Source organism: Caulobacter mirabilis (assembly GCF_002749615.1).
Lineage (GTDB): Bacteria > Pseudomonadota > Alphaproteobacteria > Caulobacterales > Caulobacteraceae > Caulobacter > Caulobacter mirabilis.
In genome coordinates, this window is record NZ_CP024201.1 from 3,059,101 (window position 1) to 3,076,584 (window position 17,484).

At 69.8% G+C, this 17,484-nt stretch carries 18 protein-coding genes and 1 pseudogene; 9 read left to right on the forward strand and 10 right to left on the reverse strand.

Annotation, left to right across the window (positions count from 1 at the left end):
• Positions 1–2: 2 nt before the first annotated feature.
• Positions 3–722: a DUF2793 domain-containing protein gene (locus CSW64_RS14625; RefSeq protein WP_099622797.1), complete on the reverse strand. Its 720-nt coding sequence runs from the start codon at positions 720–722 to the stop codon at positions 3–5.
• A 133-nt stretch (positions 723–855) separates the two neighbouring features.
• Entirely contained in the window at positions 856–1,863 is a 1,008-nt protein-coding gene (locus tag CSW64_RS14630) for an NAD(P)H-dependent flavin oxidoreductase (protein WP_099622798.1), read from the reverse strand.
• 178 nt (positions 1,864–2,041) lie between these two features.
• On the opposite strand from CSW64_RS14630, the gene CSW64_RS14635 reads away from it, so the two are divergent.
• From CSW64_RS14635 to CSW64_RS14645, 3 genes and pseudogenes are all read left to right on the forward strand, one after another.
• The gene (locus tag CSW64_RS14635) at positions 2,042–3,493 is read left to right on the forward strand and encodes a methylmalonyl-CoA mutase family protein (protein WP_245863714.1); all 1,452 of its coding nucleotides are present in this window, start codon (positions 2,042–2,044) and stop codon (positions 3,491–3,493) included.
• 3 nt (positions 3,494–3,496) lie between these two features.
• A pseudogene (gene scpA, locus CSW64_RS14640) lies at positions 3,497–5,646 on the forward strand (methylmalonyl-CoA mutase).
• On the forward strand, positions 5,646–6,164 hold the full coding sequence (locus CSW64_RS14645) for a riboflavin biosynthesis intermediates N-glycosidase (protein WP_099624268.1): 519 nt from the start codon (positions 5,646–5,648) through the stop codon (positions 6,162–6,164). Before scpA ends, CSW64_RS14645 begins: the two are co-directional and overlap by 1 nt.
• 130 nt (positions 6,165–6,294) lie before the next feature.
• On the opposite strand, the gene CSW64_RS14650 is transcribed toward CSW64_RS14645, so the two are convergent.
• A complete protein-coding gene (locus CSW64_RS14650; protein WP_099622800.1) occupies positions 6,295–7,134 on the reverse strand; it encodes an SDR family NAD(P)-dependent oxidoreductase in 840 nt (279 codons plus the stop codon).
• Positions 7,135–7,268: 134 nt separating this feature from the next.
• Here CSW64_RS14650 and CSW64_RS14655 point away from each other — a divergent pair, with 134 nt between their 5' ends.
• Together CSW64_RS14655 and CSW64_RS14660 are read left to right on the forward strand one after the other, a co-directional pair.
• A complete protein-coding gene (locus tag CSW64_RS14655) occupies positions 7,269–7,916 on the forward strand; it encodes a hypothetical protein (RefSeq protein WP_099622801.1) in 648 nt (215 codons plus the stop codon).
• 102 nt (positions 7,917–8,018) lie between these two features.
• Positions 8,019–8,666: a hypothetical protein gene (locus CSW64_RS14660; protein WP_150131424.1), complete on the forward strand. Its 648-nt coding sequence runs from the start codon at positions 8,019–8,021 to the stop codon at positions 8,664–8,666.
• A gap of 23 nt (positions 8,667–8,689) precedes the next feature.
• Here CSW64_RS14660 and CSW64_RS14665 read toward each other — a convergent pair whose 3' ends face one another.
• Together CSW64_RS14665 and CSW64_RS14670 are read right to left on the reverse strand one after the other, a co-directional pair.
• Entirely contained in the window at positions 8,690–9,316 is a 627-nt protein-coding gene (locus CSW64_RS14665; RefSeq protein ID WP_099622803.1) for a DUF4112 domain-containing protein, read from the reverse strand.
• 36 nt (positions 9,317–9,352) lie between these two features.
• Positions 9,353–9,838 carry a DUF4112 domain-containing protein gene (locus CSW64_RS14670; RefSeq protein WP_099622804.1) on the reverse strand — a complete coding sequence of 162 codons (486 nt, stop codon included), beginning with the start codon at positions 9,836–9,838 and terminating at the stop codon, positions 9,353–9,355.
• Between the two features lie 199 nt (positions 9,839–10,037).
• On the opposite strand from CSW64_RS14670, the gene CSW64_RS14675 reads away from it, so the two are divergent.
• Positions 10,038–10,355 carry a heavy metal-binding domain-containing protein gene (locus tag CSW64_RS14675; RefSeq protein WP_099622805.1) on the forward strand — a complete coding sequence of 106 codons (318 nt, stop codon included), beginning with the start codon at positions 10,038–10,040 and terminating at the stop codon, positions 10,353–10,355.
• A 9-nt stretch (positions 10,356–10,364) separates the two neighbouring features.
• A complete protein-coding gene (meaB, locus tag CSW64_RS14680) occupies positions 10,365–11,345 on the forward strand; it encodes a methylmalonyl Co-A mutase-associated GTPase MeaB (RefSeq protein ID WP_172448580.1) in 981 nt (326 codons plus the stop codon).
• Positions 11,346–11,365: 20 nt separating this feature from the next.
• On the opposite strand, the gene CSW64_RS14685 is transcribed toward meaB, so the two are convergent.
• Complete coding sequence (locus CSW64_RS14685; protein WP_099622806.1) at positions 11,366–12,031, reverse strand: HAD family hydrolase; 666 nt, start codon at positions 12,029–12,031, stop codon at positions 11,366–11,368.
• Positions 12,032–12,104: 73 nt separating this feature from the next.
• Between CSW64_RS14685 and CSW64_RS14690 the strand changes: the two genes are divergently transcribed.
• Positions 12,105–12,878 (forward strand): hypothetical protein, encoded by a 774-nt coding sequence (locus CSW64_RS14690; protein ID WP_099622807.1) that lies wholly within the window; start codon positions 12,105–12,107, stop codon positions 12,876–12,878.
• On the opposite strand, the gene CSW64_RS14695 is transcribed toward CSW64_RS14690, so the two are convergent.
• The 3 genes from CSW64_RS14695 to CSW64_RS14705 all read right to left on the reverse strand — a co-directional run bounded on the left by CSW64_RS14695 (position 12,875) and on the right by CSW64_RS14705 (position 15,678).
• Entirely contained in the window at positions 12,875–13,456 is a 582-nt protein-coding gene (locus tag CSW64_RS14695) for a helix-hairpin-helix domain-containing protein (RefSeq protein ID WP_099622808.1), read from the reverse strand. The genes CSW64_RS14690 and CSW64_RS14695 overlap by 4 nt on opposite strands.
• Positions 13,457–13,529: 73 nt before the next feature.
• A complete protein-coding gene (gene rlmJ, locus CSW64_RS14700) occupies positions 13,530–14,357 on the reverse strand; it encodes a 23S rRNA (adenine(2030)-N(6))-methyltransferase RlmJ (protein ID WP_099622809.1) in 828 nt (275 codons plus the stop codon).
• Between the two features lie 658 nt (positions 14,358–15,015).
• The gene (locus CSW64_RS14705; RefSeq protein ID WP_150131425.1) at positions 15,016–15,678 is read right to left on the reverse strand and encodes an endonuclease III domain-containing protein; all 663 of its coding nucleotides are present in this window, start codon (positions 15,676–15,678) and stop codon (positions 15,016–15,018) included.
• Between the two features lie 186 nt (positions 15,679–15,864).
• Here CSW64_RS14705 and CSW64_RS14710 point away from each other — a divergent pair, with 186 nt between their 5' ends.
• Complete coding sequence (locus CSW64_RS14710) at positions 15,865–17,079, forward strand: LLM class flavin-dependent oxidoreductase (RefSeq protein ID WP_099622811.1); 1,215 nt, start codon at positions 15,865–15,867, stop codon at positions 17,077–17,079.
• 39 nt (positions 17,080–17,118) lie between these two features.
• Here CSW64_RS14710 and CSW64_RS14715 read toward each other — a convergent pair whose 3' ends face one another.
• Complete coding sequence (locus CSW64_RS14715) at positions 17,119–17,337, reverse strand: hypothetical protein (protein WP_099622812.1); 219 nt, start codon at positions 17,335–17,337, stop codon at positions 17,119–17,121.
• Positions 17,338–17,484 lie beyond the last annotated feature (147 nt).

The following is a 17,484-nucleotide window of genomic DNA, read 5'->3' on the forward strand; positions in this document are numbered from 1 at the left end:
CCTCAGGCTTCCGGCAGGTCGAGCTGCAGCAGGTGGACGGACAGGCGGACGACGCCGCCGGTGAAGGGCGCGCCGATCGCGGTGAGGACGACCGGGGTGTTCGCATAGACGGCGGTCGGGCCGATGACGCCCATGTTGGTCGACCCCGTCGCGACGCCCAGCGAGCCGCCGAACTTGGCCGCCTCGCCGGCGACGCCGCAGTCGTAGGCGGACGCGCCGGTGACCGCCGCCAGGGTGCGGCTGCCGACGCCGAGCACGATCGCCCGGGCGGGGATGGCGAGGGTCGAGGCGGCGCTGGCGCCGGAGAGGGCGACGTCCTCTTCCAAGATGGAGAAGCGGCTTCTGGCCCCGTTCGCCGCTTCGGCCACGGTCGACGCGACCAGCGGCTTCCAGCCGTCGCTCAGGACCGCCATCCGGCGCTCATCCAGCACCCAGGCCAGATGCCCCGCGCGGACCAGGAAGGCCGCCCAGCCGCCGGCCTCGAACCGGACGAGGGTTCCGGCCGCGAAGCCGCTCCAGGCCTCGCCGCTCGCCCCCTCGGGCAGGATGTAGAGCGCGCCGTCCTCGGGATCGGCGGGCTGGGCGGCGATCGAGCGGCTGGTCACGACGGTCTGGACCAGGCCGTCCAACCGGGCCATCGCCTCGTTGACGGTGACATGTTTCTGGGCCTGGCCGGCCGCCACATAGGGCAGTCCCAGCCTGGGCGTGGCGTCGTCGGACATGGGTCTAGGCTCCTGTCGTTGTCCGCCGACAGGATCGCTTCCCCTGGAAGGGGGCGGCCCAAACGCAAACCGCCGGAGCCAAGCCCCTGGAAAGGCTCGACTCCGGCGGCGATAGGCCGTGGACCGGCGGCGGTTACTCCGCGGCGATGGCCAGGGGCGATCCGCTGGTCAGGGCGGTCTTGGCGGCCAGCTCGGTCTTGGCGGCCTCGTACTCCGCCGACAGCTTGGCGACCAGGTCGCCCGCGCTCAGGACCGCGTCGATAGCGCCGATGCCCTGGCCGCAGCCCCAGATGTCCTTCCAGGCCTTGGCTTCCTGGTTGCCGCCCGAGCCGAAGTTCATCTTCGACGGATCGCTGACCGGCAGGTTGTCGGGGTCCATGCCCGCCGCGACGATCGACGGCCGCAGATAGTTGCCGTGTACGCCGGTGAACAGGTTGGAGTAGACGATGTCCTCGCCGCCGCTTTCGACGATCATGTCCTTGTAGCCCTGGACCGCGTTGGCCTCCTGCGTCGCAATGAAGGCCGAGCCGATGTAGGCTAGGTCCGCGCCCATGGCCTGGGCGGCCAGGATCGAACGGCCGCTGGCGATCGAGCCCGACAGCGCCACTGGGCCATCGAACCACTGGCGGATTTCCTGGACCAGGGCGAAAGGCGACAGCGCGCCGGCGTGTCCGCCCGCGCCGGCGGCGACCGGGATCAGGCCATCGGCCCCCTTCTCGATGGCCTTGTGGGCGTGGCGGTCGTTGATCACGTCGTGCAGGGTGATGCCGCCCCAGCCGTGAACGGCCTGGTTCAGCTCTTCACGGGCGCCCAGCGAGGTGATGACGATCGGCGCCTTGTACTTGGCGCACAGCTCGAGGTCCTCTTCGAGGCGGTTGTTGGTCTTGTGCACGATCTGGTTCACGGCGAACGGCGCCGAGGGCATGTCCGGATGGGCGCGGTCCCAGGCGGCCAGCTCCTCGGTGATCCGGGCCAGCCATTCGTCAAGCTGGCTGATCGGCCGGGCGTTCAGCGACGGGAACGAGCCGACGATCCCGGCCTTGCACTGGGCGATCACGAGATCGGGACCCGAGATGATGAACAGCGGCGAGGCGATCACCGGCAGGCGAAGGCGGTCGCGCAGAATCGGCGGCAGGGCCATGGGACGTCGATCTCCGTCTAATAATGTACATCGTAAATAAAACGACTGTTCGGGCTTGGCAAGCCCTCAAACCATGCGCTGACGCGACGTCACATGCCCTACGGGCACGCTTGACGCCCTCCGGCCGGGGGCGCATCACCCGGTCGAATTGCTGCGTTGCACTAGGGAGATGCGAGGCTTGTCCGGGACGACCCTCACGCTGGCCGACGATTTCGCGCCGCCCGCCCGCGAGGCCTGGCTGAAGCTCGTCGAGAAGACGCTCAAGGACCAGAGCTTCGAGGAGGCCCTGGTCCGCCAGACGCCGGACGGCATCGCCATCCAGCCGCTCTACACCTCCGACAGCGCGCCGACGGTCGTCCGCGACCTGCGCGCCCGCGACGCCGACCGCCCCTGGGATCTGCGGATGGCGCTCGCCCATCCCGATCCGAGACAAGCCGGCGCCGAAGGTCTCAAGGACCTCGAGAACGGCGCCGCCTCGCTGCTGGTCGCGATCGATCCGACCGGCCGGGACGGCGTCGCGATCGGCTCGGCCGACGACCTGGCCAAGGTGCTGGACGGCGTGCTGCTGGACCTCGCCCCGGTGGCGCTGGACGCCGGCTACCTGGGCCCCAAGGCCGCCGACTGGCTCGGCGCGCTGGCCAAGGCGGCGCCGAACGCCCCCCTCGCCTTCCACATGGACCCGCTGACAGCCTTCGCCCGGACCGGCGCCAGCCCGGGCCCGATCGAGAGCCACATCGTCTCGGCCGCCACCGTCGGCGCCCGCCTGGCCCAGACCTACGCCAAGGCCAGCCTGTTCCTGGCGACCGGCCGCGCCGCCCATGAGGCCGGCGGCAGCAACACCGAGGAACTGGCGGTGATGGCCGCCAGCGCCCTGGCCTACGCCAAGGCCCTGGTCCGCACCGGCCTGCCGATGGAGGAAGCCTTCTCCCGCATCGTCGTCGGCGTGACCGTCGATGCCGAGTACTTCACCGGCGTCGCCAAGATCCGCGCCGCCCGTGAGATCTGGGCCCGGACCACGTCGGCCTGCGGCGTCAACGTCCCGGCCAAGATCGAGGCCCGCTCCTCGCAGCGCATGCTGGCCAAGGCCGACGCCTGGACCAACCTGCTGCGCCTGACCAGCGCCGGCTTCGCCGCCGCCGTCGGCGGGGCGGACGCGGTGGTCCTGGGGACCTTCACCGATGCGATCGGCCTGCCGACCGCCTTCGCCCGCCGCCAGGCCCGCAACACCCAGCTGATCCTCATGGAGGAGAGCCACCTGGGCCGTGTCGCCGACCCGGCCGGCGGCGCCTGGTACATCGACACCCTGACCGACCAGCTGGCCCAGGCCGCCTGGGGCGGCTTCCAGGCCATCGAAGGCGCCGGCGGGATCGTCAAGGCGCTCGAGACCGGCCTGGTCGCGAGCGCGGTGAACGCCACCCGCGAGGCCCAGGCCGCCGCCTATGCCGACAAGTCCCGCAAGATCCTCGGCGTCACCGTCTTCCCGAACGCCGACGACAAGCGGCCGGAGGTCGCCCAGGTCGATCCCGCCGCCTTCGCGGTCGCCGGCCCCGACGTCCGCCTGCCCGGACCCGACTCCGCCTGCCCGGCCCTGGCGCCGATGCGCTTCGCCGCCGCGTTCGAGGAGGCCTGATCCATGTCGAACTTCCCGAACTTCACCGAGATCGCCTTCTCCGCCGAGGCCCCGGGCGCCACGCCCAAGGGGGCCGACGCCTGGAACACGCCGGAAGGCGTGGCCGTCGCCGGCGCCTACGGCCCCGAGGACGTGGCCGGCCTCGACTTCCTGGACGGCTATCCCGGCCTCGCCCCGTTCGGCCGCGGCCCCTACCCCACCATGTACGTGACCAACCCCTGGACGGTGCGTCAGTACGCGGGCTTCTCGACGGCCGAGGACTCCAACGCCTTCTACCGTCGCAACCTGGCCGCCGGTCAGATGGGCCTGTCGGTGGCCTTCGACTTGGCCACCCACCGCGGCTACGACAGCGACCACGAGCGCGTCACCGGCGACGTCGGCATGGCCGGCGTGGCCATCGACAGCATCCTGGACATGCGGACCCTGTTCGACGGCATCCCGCTCGACAAGATGAGCGTGTCGATGACCATGAACGGCGCGGTGCTGCCGATCCTGGCCCTCTACATCGTCGCCGCCGAGGAACAGGGCGTCAGCCCGGACAAACTCAGCGGCACGATCCAGAACGACATCCTCAAAGAGTTCATGGTGCGGAACACCTACATCTATCCGCCCGCGCCCTCGATGCGGATCATTTCCGACATCTTTTCATACACTTCGGCCAACATGCCGAAGTTCAACTCGATCTCGATCAGCGGCTACCACATGCAGGAGGCCGGCGCGTCGGCCGACCTCGAGCTGGCCTACACCCTGGCCGACGGCATCGAGTACGCCCGCGCCGGCGTCGCCGCCGGGATGAGCATCGACAAGTTCGCGCCGCGCCTGTCGTTCTTCTGGGCGATCGGCATGAACTACTTCATGGAAGTGGCCAAGATGCGGGCCGCGCGCCTGCTCTGGGCCCGCCTGATGAAACGCGAGTTCGACCCCAAGGACGACCGCTCGCTCAGCCTGCGGACGCACAGCCAGACCAGCGGCTGGTCGCTGGCCGCCCAGGACGTGTTCAACAACGTCGCCCGCACCTGCGTCGAGGCCATGGCCGCCGTCAACGGCCAGACCCAGAGCCTGCACACCAACAGCCTGGACGAGGCCCTGGCCCTGCCGACCGACTTCTCGGCCCGGATCAGCCGCAACACCCAGCTGTTCCTGCAGATGGAAAGCGGCACCACCCGCGTCGCCGACCCCTGGGGCGGCAGCTACTACGTCGAGCGCCTGACCCACGACCTGGCCGCCAAGGCCATGGCGCACATCGAGGAGGTCGAGGCGCTGGGCGGCATGGCCAAGGCCATCGACCAGGGCGTGCCCAAGCTGCGCATCGAGGAGTCGGCCGCCCGCACCCAGGCGCGCATTGACTCCGGCAAGCAGAGCCTGGTCGGGGTGAACCGCTACCGTCCGGAGGTCGCCGACGACATCCCGGTGCTCAAGGTCGACAACACCGCCGTCCGCAACGCCCAGCTGGAAAAGCTCAAGCGACTCAAGACCGAACGGAACGAAGCTGAGACGCAGGCCGCCCTCGCCGCGCTCGAATCCGGCGCCCGCGCCGACGGCAATCTATTGGCCCTGGCCGTGGACGCCGCTCGCGCCAAGGCCACGGTCGGCGAGATCAGCTATGCTCTGGAGAAGGTCTTCGGCCGGCACCGGGCGGAGATCAAATCGATCCAGGGGGTCTATGTGTCCGAAGCCGGCTCGAACGCGACGGTCGCCCGGGCCAAGGCCATGGTCGAGGCCTTCGAACAGGCCGACGGCCGCCGGCCGCGCATCCTGATCGCCAAGATGGGCCAGGACGGCCACGACCGCGGCCAGAAGGTGATCGCCACGGCCTTCGCCGACCTGGGCTTCGACGTCGACATTGGCCCGCTGTTCCAGACCCCGGCCGAGGCCGCCCGCCAGGCGGTGGAGAACGACGTCCACGTCGTCGGCGCCAGTTCGCTCGCCGCCGGCCACCTGACCCTGGCCCCCGAGCTGAAGGCGGAGCTGGCCAAGCAGGGCCGCCCCGACATCATGACGGTGATCGGCGGCGTGATCCCGCCGCAGGACTTCCAGGCCCTGCTCGACGCCGGCGTGACCGCCATCTTCCCCCGGGCACGGTGATCGCCGAGGCGGCCATCGACCTGCTGGAGAAGCTGAACAAGCAGCTCGGCTACGACCAGGCGGCGTGATGGACGGCGCGCCGGAGGTCAGCGAGGAGGATTTGCCGTCGCCGTCCGGCTTCACGCGCTTCCACCCCTTCATCAAGGGGGTGTTCAGCCAATGGCACGCGACGCCCTTCGACCTCGAGGGGCGTCGTTTCGTGACGGCCGAGCAGTGGATGATGTTCGCCAAGGCCAGGCTGTTCGACGACATCGCCCGCGCCGAGGCCATCCTCGGCGCCCCTGACCCCGGCGAGCAGAAGCGACATGGACAGCAGGTCGCCGGATTCGACCAGGCGACCTGGGACCGCTGGAAGGTCGACATCGTCCATCGCGGCAGCCTGGCCAAGTTCGGCCAGAACGACGGCGCGCTCCGGCAGTTGCTGGCGACGGGCGACGCCATGCTCGTCGAGGCCAATCCGCGCGACTGGATCTGGGGCGTCGGCCTGTCGGCGGACGATCCGGCGGCGCAGTCGCCCGCGGCGTGGAAGGGCTCGAACCTGCTCGGCCGCATCCTGACGGACGTGAAGACGCGCCTGGCGCGCTGATCCCACGCTCTCCCTCATGGTCGGAGCCGTTCCGACCACCCATGAACACGGGCGGCGGGGACATGCTCCGAAGGTGCGTGTCCCCGAGGCCGTGTCAGGGGACAGCCGCGCAGCTGCCCGCCCTTCCGCCCTAGCTGATCCCGGTCAGCCCCGAGTCCACGGCCAGGGTCTGGCCGGTCACATAGACGCTCTCGTCGCTGATGAAGAACAGGGCGGCGTAGGCGATCTCCCAGGCCGTGGCCTGGCGGCCGAAGGGCACAGGCGCCCTCGCCCGGCTGGGTCGTCCCTGCGTGGCGCGACGGCCGAGCGGCGTATCGACCAGTCCGGGCGCGACGATGTTGGCCCGCACGCCCTTGCGGCTCCCCTCCAGCGCCACATGCCGCATCAGCCCGCCCAGCGCCGCCTTGGAGCTGTCGTAGGCCGGCAGGCGGGAGCCGGCGACCAGGCCGGCGATGGAGCTGATGAAGACGATCGAGCCGCCGTCGGCCATCCGCGGCAGAGCCTCGCGACAGCACAGCATCGGTCCACGCAGATTGACGCCCAGCACCTGGTCCCAATCCCTCGGCGTGACGCCGGCCAGGCCCAGGCCGCCCACGCCGATCCCGACGTTCAGCACCAGGCCGTCCAGCCCGCCCAGGCCCCCGACCGCCTCCTCGACCATCCGCACGACATCGTCCTCGCGGCCGATGTCGGCCTCCAGCAACAGGGCCGAGCCGCCCTCCGCCTCGATGTGGTCGGCGGTGGCGCGGGCGGCCTCGCGGTTGCGGTCGGCGACCGTGATCCGGGCTCCTTCCCGGGCGAACAGGATCGACATGGCCCGGCCGTTGCCGACCGGATCGGTCGCCGGGTCCAGGACCTGCTGCCCGCCGCCGACCACCAGGATCCTGCGCCCCGCAAGCCGTCCTCGCCCCGGCGCGCGGCCCTCGGACTCCGCGCTGGGCGGCCTCACATAGCGGTCATCGTCGGCCATGATCGTCGATCTCCCCGAGACGTGAGGCCGAATGCTACCCGGCCGGCGGCTCCTCGCCCAGCGCCGCACAGCCGACGGTTGACCTCCGGCGCCGATGCGTGCCCCGATGCGGCGAATGCAGTTCGGGGGCTACGGTGCGACGCCTTGTCATTCTGGCCTGCGCAGCGGCGGTCGTTCTGGTCGGCGCCTTGACCGCCGTCGCGATCGCTCGCGACAAGCCGGACACGGCCTCTCACGTCGCCCGGGAGTGTCGCTTCCTGGCCGCCGTGGAGACCCAGCGCATGGTGCGATGGGAAACCAACGAGACGGGGATCGACGCGTTCTGGCGCGCCGAAGGCCGGACCGGCGGCCCGCCGCGGCCCGACCTCGCCGCGTCCCCCGGCGCCGACCTGCCCAAGTCCCTGGGCTCCAGGCTGATCCAGTGGTTGACGCCGAAGCGCGCCCTGCCGTCCATCGACTGCGGCGCAGTCTTCGACGTCATGCGGATCCCGACGCTTATCCGCTACGAGGAAGGGCCGATCGGAAGAGAGCGACGCCTCCAGTACTCCCGCGTGAGCTTCCTTCCCGGGGATCGCTACGCGCTGGTTCGGAGGATTGAGTGCTATCGGGTTGGCGGTCGCTGGGACCAGACGGTCTGGTTTGATCTATGGCGTCGACGCGGCGGCGGCTGGGAACCGGTGAATGTCCATCGCGTGAACGCCGTGTTCATCCGGCCCCGCTTCGAAACGCCGATGCGCTGCTTCGACCCGGCCTATGAGCCAAGGCCTGGCCCGGGCGGATAGGCTGGCCCGGACCGGCGGTCCGGCAGAGCGCTACAGCCGACGGCTGATCTTCACCGCCAAGGCGTGCTGCGATGCGGCCGGGTAGTAGCTTCAGGGGTCATCGTGCGACGCCTTGTCATTCTCGCCGGCGTGGCGGCGATCATCCTGGCCGGCGTCTCGACGATCGCCGTCGTCTTCCATGACCCGCCCGACACAGCCACCCACGTCGCCAGGGAGTGTCGCTTCATTGCGGCCCTGGAGAGGCGGCGCATGGTGCGAGCGGAGGCCCATGGCCCGGCGCCCTCCACGTTCTGGCGCGCCGAAGACCGGACCGGCGGCGCGCCGCGCCCCGACCTCTCCAGGCTTCCGGGCGCCGGCCTGCCCAACACCCCGCGCTCATGGCTGATCCAGCGCCTGACGCCGAAGCGGGACCTGCCGTCCATCGACTGCGGCGCGGTCTTCGACGCCATGGGGATCCCCAAGGTCATCACCTACAACGAAGGACCGCCCACACAGGAACTGCGGCTCCAGTACTCCCGGGTGAGCTTCCTTCCGGGGGACCGCTACGCCCTGGTCGGGAGAACCCAGTGCTCTCGATACAACGATCGTTGGGACCAGGCAGTTTGGTTTGATCTTTGGCGCCGGCGCGACGCCGACTGGGAGCTGACGAATGTCGCCAGCATAGCGGCGGATTTCCGACGCCCCCGCTTGGCGGCGCCGATGCGTTGCTTCGACCCCGCCTATGACCCGATGCTCAGACCGCAAGGATAGGCCGACCTCGGATCGCCCCCCGCCTAGACCGGCCGCCGCTGCAGATGCCGCCGCCATTGGCTCAGCGCGAACAGCAGGACCAGGCCGGCGATGAGGATCAGGTACAGGGCGATCGAGGCCCCGCCCACCGGCAGGGTGGCGGTGCTGAAGGCTTCGATCCAGCCCAGGTGCATCCGCTCGCCGAAATCGGAGGCCCAGATCGCCGCGACCAGGCCGATGACCACCAGCAGCGCCAGCCAGCCGACGCCGGTCCGCCGCGGCTTGGGCGGGTTGAGGATCGAGACCGCGCCCTCAGGAACGCCATGCCGCGCCTCGATGTCCCGCTGCATGGCCTTGGCCGCCAGCAGGTGGCCCTGCCAGAACACGTCGAACAACTCCGACACCCCCGGAAGCGGGAAGTCCGACAGCAGCACGTCCAGGCCCAGGTAGCCGGCCATCTTGGCCAGGGTGCCCATGGAGGCTCCAGCCCGCACAGCGCTGTAGAGCAGGAAGATCGACGCCCCGGCGCTGTAGATGATCCCCGCCCCGGGAATCCAGGTCAGCAGGCCGTCCATGCCGACCCCGACCGGGCCGAAGCCGATCACCCGGTCCGACAGCTTCTTGACCGTCTCCGCCGATCGCCAGGCGCTGTGGGCGCGTTCCCTGCTCATCGCCCTTCCAACCTTCCAGTCGTCGCCGAGTTCCCGCTAGACCGTCGCCGTCTTGGGGCTGCGTCCCAGGAAAACCACCCGGCGCTGCTCCTTGCCGGCCCGCACCCGGGCCATCAGGTCGCGATACTCGGCCGAGTTCATGGCCTGCTCGCGACTGCCCTCGAAATAGATGGTTTCGTCCATGTGCCGCAGCAGCAGGTCGGCCGCCCATTTGTGTCCAGTGAACAGGGCGTCGATGAAACCGCCGGCCTTGGGAATGAACGGGGTCAGGGTGTCGACGGCCAGGATCAGGCTCATCTCGGCCAGCACCATCGGCGCGGCGCGGGCCCGCACGCCGTCGATCACCAGCACCAGGCCGGCCCCGCCACTGTACAGCGCGCCCGCCCAGGGCACGAAGCCGAGCAGACCATCCAGGCCGATCCCGAACGGACCGATCTTCACGACCCCGTCGGACATCTTCTTGGTTCGCTCGATGCTGCTGCGGATGTTGTGCAGATCGAGATGCGATCGCGCGATGACCATCGAAAGGCGCCCCCGGGGAGCCCCGCGCCCCCGCCGGCGCGCACTCTTGCATTAACCTTTGACATCCTCAAAGACCGGCGATCGCTTTTTCGCGCCCCATGCAGTCCTTTCAGGCATTGGGGTCGCGCGTCAGGAGAAGGCTCGCCCGACGGCAGGTTCAAGGTTAATACTCACCGGACCGATCGCCCCGGGGGCCGCGATGCTGATCACCACCACGCCGTTCATCGAAGGCCAGCCGGTCCGCGCCTACAAGGGCGCGATCTACGCCCAGTCGATCCTGGGCGCCAACGTGGTCATCGACCTCCTGGGCGCCATCCGCGACTTCATCGGCGGCCACTCCCGCTCCTACGAGCGGGTGCTGGCCCGAGCCCGCGAGGACGCGATGAAGAACCTGGTCAAGGAGGCCGAGAAGCTCGGCGCCAACGCCATCATCGCCGTGGACCTGGACTACAACACGGTCGGTCCGCAGGCCCAGATGCTGATGGTTTCGGTTTCGGGAACCGCGGTGGTGATCTAGACCGATCCGGTGAGCCGGATTCCCGACATCGACGACCTGGAACGCCGCCTGCGGGCCGGCGACCGCGCCGCCTTGGCCCGCGCCATCACCCTGGTCGAGAGCCGGCGTTCGGATCACCAGGGGGTCGCCCGCGCCCTGCTGGAGCGGGTCATGCCCTACACCGGCCAGGCCCAGCGGCTGGGGATCACCGGCGTGCCCGGCGCGGGGAAATCGACGACCATCGAGGCCCTGGGCGTGAACCTGACCACCGCCGGCCACCGGGTCGCGGTGCTGGCGGTCGATCCCTCGTCCAGCCGAACCGGCGGCTCGATCCTCGGCGACAAGACCCGGATGGAGCGGCTGGCGACCGACCCCAACGCCTACATCCGCCCCTCCCCGTCCGGCGGCACGCTGGGCGGCGTCGCCCGCAAGACCCGCGAGGCCATGCTGCTGTGCGAGGCGGCCGGATTCGACGTGATCATCGTCGAGACCGTCGGCGTCGGTCAGTCGGAGACGGTGGTGGCCGACATGGTCGACCTGTTCCTGGCCCTCCTGATCCCCGGCGGCGGCGACGAACTGCAGGGCATCAAGAAGGGCCTGATCGAGATCGCCGACATGATCGTGATCAACAAGGCCGACAGCGATCCGCCCCGGGCGGAGCGTTCGGCCCGCGAATATCGCGCCGCCCTGCACATTCTCACCCCGGCCTCGCCCGACTGGACCCCGCCGGTCCTGACCGCCTCGGGCCTGAACAACGAAGGCCTGGACCGGCTCTGGGCCCAGATCGAGCGGCACCGCGAGATCATGACCGCCAACGGCGATCGCGCCGCCCGCCGCGCCGCCCAGAACGCCCGCTGGATGTGGGCCATGGTCCGCGACCGGCTGGACGAGGCCTTCCGCGAGGCTCCGGACGTGGCCGCGATCTCCGCCGAGATGGAGCGCCAGGTGCGGGCGGGACGGGTTCCCGCCTCGACGGCGGCGGACCGGCTGTTGAAGGCGTTCGGACTGTAGGGAACTGGGGAGGCTTCGCGCTACCGCTCGCGCTCGGCGATCCAATCGGCGACGTCCTCGAACCGGCGCGCGATCGCGGTCGCCCCCGCGGCCTCGAGCCGCGCGGCGTGCCCCTCGTCGACATGCGAACCGGCCAGCAGGCCGATCACCGCCATCCGCGCCTCGACCGCCGCCCGAACGCCGCTCACGCTGTCCTCGATGACGACGCAACGTTCCGGCGCGACGCTCATGCGATTGGCGGCGTACAGGAACAGATCCGGATAGGGCTTGCCGCGCTCGACCTCGTCGGCGCTGAAGACCGCCCCCGCGAAGTCCTTCGCCAAGCCAAGCCTGTCGAGAGCGGCCCGCAGGCGAACCTGGGCGCTTGAGGAGGCGATGCACTTCCTTCGGCCCGCCAGGGCTCGGACGAAGCGTGTCGCTCCCGTCACCTCCTGAAGCTCGTTCGAGAAGGCGGCGAGCGTGCGGCGCTGAAGCTCGGGAATGAAGCCGGGGCAGGCGCGCCCGCTCCGGGCCTCGACGAGCGCCTGAACGTCGCCCGCGCGGCGGCCCATGAACAGCTCCAGCCCCTCGTCCTCCGTCGTCGGCGCGCCGAGTTCGGTCGCCAGGACGGCGGCGACGCCGCAAGCCAGGCGCTCGCTGTCGGCGATCACGCCATCAAAATCGAAAACGATCAGCTCGAACCGCATAGGGCTAGATAGACGGATAGACCGTGAAGGGCCAGATTGCGCCGCTGGGTTGAGGCGCTCGGGGGAGCTTCCAATGACGGAATGTCATGCCAGCACGAAGGAGCTTCTGAGAACGGGGCTGCGGTTCGAGGATCGCATGGCCATGCATACGGCGATCTCCGAACAGATCTGGCGTGAACAGAACCTCGTTTCACAGCGAATGACCTGGAATTTCACCTTCCAGGGGATGCTGGTGGCGATCTACGTCTTCGCCGGATCCAGCCTGGACGGACGGGCCGGCTCGGCGGTCCAGCTCGTCCTCGGCGGCGCCGGCATCCTGGTGTGTTTGGCGGTCTTGTTCAGCGTCGTGGCGGCGCAGAATCAATCCACCCGCTTGAAGGCGCACTGGGTGCGGGCGTTCTGCGCCCCGGGAACCAAGGTCGACGACTGCGATCTGCAGACAGGTCCGTTTCCCCAGCCCTTCTCGCCCAAGACATACTCGGGTTGGGGGCGCTGGGCCTCGCGCGGCATCTGCATCATCCTCTGCGGCCTCTGGGTGGTTCTCGTGCTGATCGTCGCCGCGGATTGGCGCTCCAATCTCGGCAAGGCCGCGGATCAGGCGACCTGCACCCTGTCGAAAGCCGGCAAGGAGAGCTTCAGGATCAGCTGTCCTCGCCAACCTCCGGACCAGTCGGGGAAGGCGTCGGTTTCAGCGGCGCCCGCACCGCCTCCCCCGGTCATGACGCCGCAAGCCCAAACCCCCAAGGCGCCCGAACCAAAAGACCCGAGCGCGACGGCCTCCGGCGGAGAAGGCGTCTCTCTCACGCGGGCGCAAGGACGATCGCCGAACGGCGGCGGCGGCCCCTAGTTCGCCGCCGCGTCGGCCAGCCGGCGCGCCTGGGCGACCCAGGCTTCGCGGTCGATGCGGCCCAGAAGCTTCAGGTCCCTGTCGATCTGGACGATGTCGTCGGCGGTCCAGGCGGCGATGTCGGCGAAGCGGGTGACCCCGCGCTCGGCCAGCGAGGCGGCCAGCTTGGGCCCGACGCCGGTCAGACGGGTCAGGTCGTCGACGGGCAGGTCGACCGCCGGAGCAGCGGCCTCGACGACTTGCGGCGTCTCTTCGGCGGCCGGTTCGACGGCTTCGACGACTTCCGCCGCCGGCTCAGCGACGGCTTCGGCCGCCGGCTCGGCGACGACTTCGACGACGGCTTCCGGCTCGACGATCGGCGCGGCCTCAGGTTCAGGCTCCGGCGCGGCCTCGAGCGGGGCCGGCGTCGCAGCGGCGGCGCCCGCCTCGGCTTCCAGATTGGTCGGCTTGAGCCAGGCGTTAGCCCAGTAGAAGGCGGCGCCGGTCACGGCGGCCCCGGCGAAGACCAGCCACAGCGGCGAGACGACGCCGACCGGCAGCTTCAGGGCGTGTTCGGCGTCTTGGGAAAGCTTGGACATGGAAGGCTCCCGGTTCAGCGCGATATTGTGCGGCGCAGCATAACACGGTTTCACCTTCGCACGCGCGAAAGATTCACGACGCCGTCGACCACACCTCCGCCCGGCCGCCCGTCTCGCCCAGTCGCCCCGCCACCCAGCCGCAGATGGCTTCCAGCGGGCCTTCGAGGCCAGCCGGCCCCCCGGCGATGACCATGGCGCAGCCATTCATCTTCATCGGATCGCTCAGGGGCTTCAGTCGCGCCTCGGCGATCAGCAGCTCGGGCGCCGCCGGCTCGACCCGGCGCAGGAAGGCGTCGAAGGTCTCCAGGTCCTTGAGCGGCAGCCAGACGGCGACACAGGCGTCCGGGTCGAGCCCCAGGACGGTCCCCATGGCCTCGGCGATGCGCTCGTAGTCGTCGGCGCGTTCGAACGGCGGATCGATCAGCACGAACAGTCGCCCGCCCTTGCCGGCTTCACGCCCGGCGACGCCGAAGCCGTCGTCCTGCACGGCCTTGGCGCCCGGATGCCGCGCCAGGGTCTGGGCCAGCAGGGCGTGGTCGTCGTCGCGCAGTTCGCAGGCGACATAGCGGTCGCCGCGGCGCAGGCCGCCGGCGATCAGGCTGGGCGAACCGGGATAGAAGCGCACGCCGCCCTTCGGATTGCCCGCTCGGACCGCCGCCTTCAGGGCGTCGAACTCGGCCGGCGCGCCCTGGGCCTCCATCAGCCGGAAGATCCCCTGCGCCGCCTCGCCGGTGCGGCGGGACATCTCGCCGTCCAGGTCGTAGCCGCCGGCCCCGGCGTGAGTGTCGACGACGGTCAGCGGCGCGGCGTCGGCGCGCAGCCGGTCCAGCAGCAGCGTCAGGGTCGCGTGCTTGACCAGGTCGGCGAAGTTCCCGGCGTGGAAGGCATGGCGGTAGTTCACGGCGGCGCGCTCGCGGCAGGAGGGGTCGGGCTCTCCCCCTAGCATGTTCCGGCGGGGGCGGGAGACGGGGGCGTGAGTAGGCCCCGCCTACCCGCGCCCCAGCGTTGATCCTGGCCCTGGAGGGCGCCCCCGCCCCTCTTGCAGCAGGCGGCCTTCATGAACGCCAGCTCCCCGGACACCGGGGAACAGTCGGCCGCCACCGTGCGTCTCGAACCACAAGCACAGGGACACGCACCGCTGCGCGGTGCATGTCCCCGGCGGAAGCCTGACGGCGCCCCCCGCCGCGCATGGGTCCCCGTGACGAGCACGAGGATGACGGAGAATGAAGGGACGCCCACGCGGACCCGGAGCACTCGGGGACGCCTTCGCCCCCTCAAAAGCCCGAACAAGAAACAAACCTGGGCCCCGCCTTCGCGGGGATGACAGAATTATGCGGGCGCCAAGCGACTGAGACCGCTCACCAGAAGATGCCCCCTCTAGGGCCGGTTACTTTTGCACTGAATACGCCCTCGCCACCGCCTGCCCTCGCGAAGGCGGGGACCCAAGCCGACTATGCGGCTTCATCGACCAAGCCAGATCTGCAAACCAGCTTGGGTCCCCGCCTTCGCGAGGACCTTCGGATGGAAACGCCTACGCCCAGGCTGAATGTCGATCCCCCCTAGTGCACCACTCGCGCCGACGGGCACTCCCCCGCGAACGGACAGACATGGCAGGCGGGCTGGTCATGGGTGCAGACCTCCTGGCCGAACATCTTCACCAGCCGGTGCAGTTCGTAGAGGTCCTCGGCGTCCCAGGCCGCCTCGGTCAATCGCATCAGCTCGCGGTGCGCACGGTCCAGGTCCTTGCCCGACGAGGCCAGGCCCAGGCGATAGCCGACCCGCGCCAGATGGGTGTCGACCACCAGGATCGGCCGGGCGAAGGTGCTGAAGTTCAGCACCGAGGAGGCCACTTTCGACCCCACGCCGGTCAGGTTCTTGAGCTTGCGGAACGCCGTCTCCAGCGGCAACGGCTCCAGGAAGTCCAGCGTCGGCGCTCCGCGCCATTCGATCAGCGTCCGCAGCGCCGTCACCAGCCAGCGCGCCTTGGCCTCGGCCCAGGTGACCGGGGCGATGACGGCCTCGACCTCGGCCGGATCGGCGACGGCCAGTCGACGCCAGTTCGGATAGCGCGCCTTCAAGGCCTCGAACGCCGGCCAGGAGACCGCGTCCAGCGTCCGGCCGCCGATCTCCGACCGCACCAACTGGTCGACGGGCGGCAGGCGCCGGCCCGCGCCGATTGCGCCATAACGCCCCCGCAGGGCGAGGCGCACGCGCGGCAACATCGGATCGGGATCTAGGGGAAGCATGGGTTGAACGACGGATTTCATGATCGGAACAAAACTAGAACATCCGTCGCGAAAAAGAGTCAAGACCTGCCCCTACGGCGCCCGTTTTTTCGTCTAGCCAGCCCCTTCGCGGGGCGTATGGTGATCGCCGATCAGATAACGATGTCCGGGGAGAGACACGCCATGGTCGGCAGCAAACTTCGCTTCGGGGCGTTCATCGCCCCGTTCCACCCTCTGCGCGAAAATCCCACGCTGGCGCTCGAGCGCGACATCGAGCTGGTCCAGCACATGGACCGCCTCGGCTACGAGGAGGCCTGGATCGGCGAGCACCATTCGGCCGGCTACGAACTGATCGCCAGCCCCGAGCTGTTCATCGCCACGGTCGCCGAGCGCACCCGCCACATCCGGTTGGGCACGGGCGTATCGTCCCTGCCCTACCATCATCCGCTGATGCTGGCCGACCGCATCAACCAGCTGGACCACATCACCCGCGGCCGGGTGATGTTCGGCGTCGGCCCCGGCGCCCTGCCCTCGGACGCCTTCATGATGGGCATCCCGGTCAGCGCCCAGCGCGACCGCATGGACGAGGCGCTGGACGTGCTGGTTCCGCTGCTCCGCGGCGAGCAGGTGACCCGGAAGACCAACTGGTTCGAGCTGAACGAGGCGCGTCTGCAGATGACGCCCTACAGCCGGCCATCGGTGGAAATCTGCGTCGCCAGCCAGGTCTCGCCGACCGGGGCCAGCGCGGCCGGCCGGCACGGCGCCGGCCTGTTGTCGATCGGCGCCACCCAGACCGGCGGCTTCAACGCCCTGGCCTCCAACTGGGCGATCGCCGAGGACAAGGCCCGGGACGCCGGCAAGACCATGGATCGCGACGGCTGGCGCCTGGTCGGCCCGATGCATGTGGCTGAGACCCGCGAACAGGCTCGCGCCGACGTCCGCTTCGGCCTGGAGGACTGGCTCTACTACTTCCGCGAGGTCGCCGCCCTGCCGCTGGCGCCGCAGGACGGCAGCGATCCGGTCGACGCCCTGATCGCCTCCGGCATGGCGGTGATCGGCACGCCCGAGGACGCCATCGCCCAGATCGAGCGGCTGCAGGCCCAGTCGGGCGGCTTCGGCGCCTTCCTGATGATGGACCACAACTGGGCGAACTGGGACGCCAAGCGAAAGTCCTACGAGCTGATCGCCCGCTATGTGGCCCCTAGGTTCCAGGGCCTGAACGACAACCGCGACGCCTCCCTGACCTGGGCGGCGCAGAACCGTCCGCGCTTCATCGGCGAGGCCATGGCCGCCGTCGGCGCCCGGGTGGCGCAGCACGTCCAGGAAAAGGGAACGGAGAACATCCGTCCCGAGATCCTCGCGGCGATGGGCATGGACAAGAAGCCCGCCGCCGAGTGAGGCGGAGCGGCCCCGGCCCGGCGGTCGCGCTGGGCCGGCCTAGCCGAACAGGCGACCGAGCAGCTTGCGTTCGGGCTTGCCTTCGAGCCGCTGGACCGCGGCGTTCAGGATTTTTCGTCGGTGGGTCCTGAGCGCCGGACGGGCTGCCTTCTCGCGGGCGACGGCGAGGGCGTTCTCGCCATGCATGGTCTTCAGGTATTCGACCTCGGTCGCGACATCCCGGGCGAAATCACCTGAGGAACCGTTCAATCCGAACATCGCCGTCTCCTACTGACGCTCGACTCTGCACTGTGGTCTTCCCCGACGGACGCGCGACGATGGAAGCTTCAGAAGGCAGAATTCGGGCCGCCCCGTTTTGGGGCGCCCTTTCAGCATGACAGGCAATTGTTGGGCCGGTGTGACGGC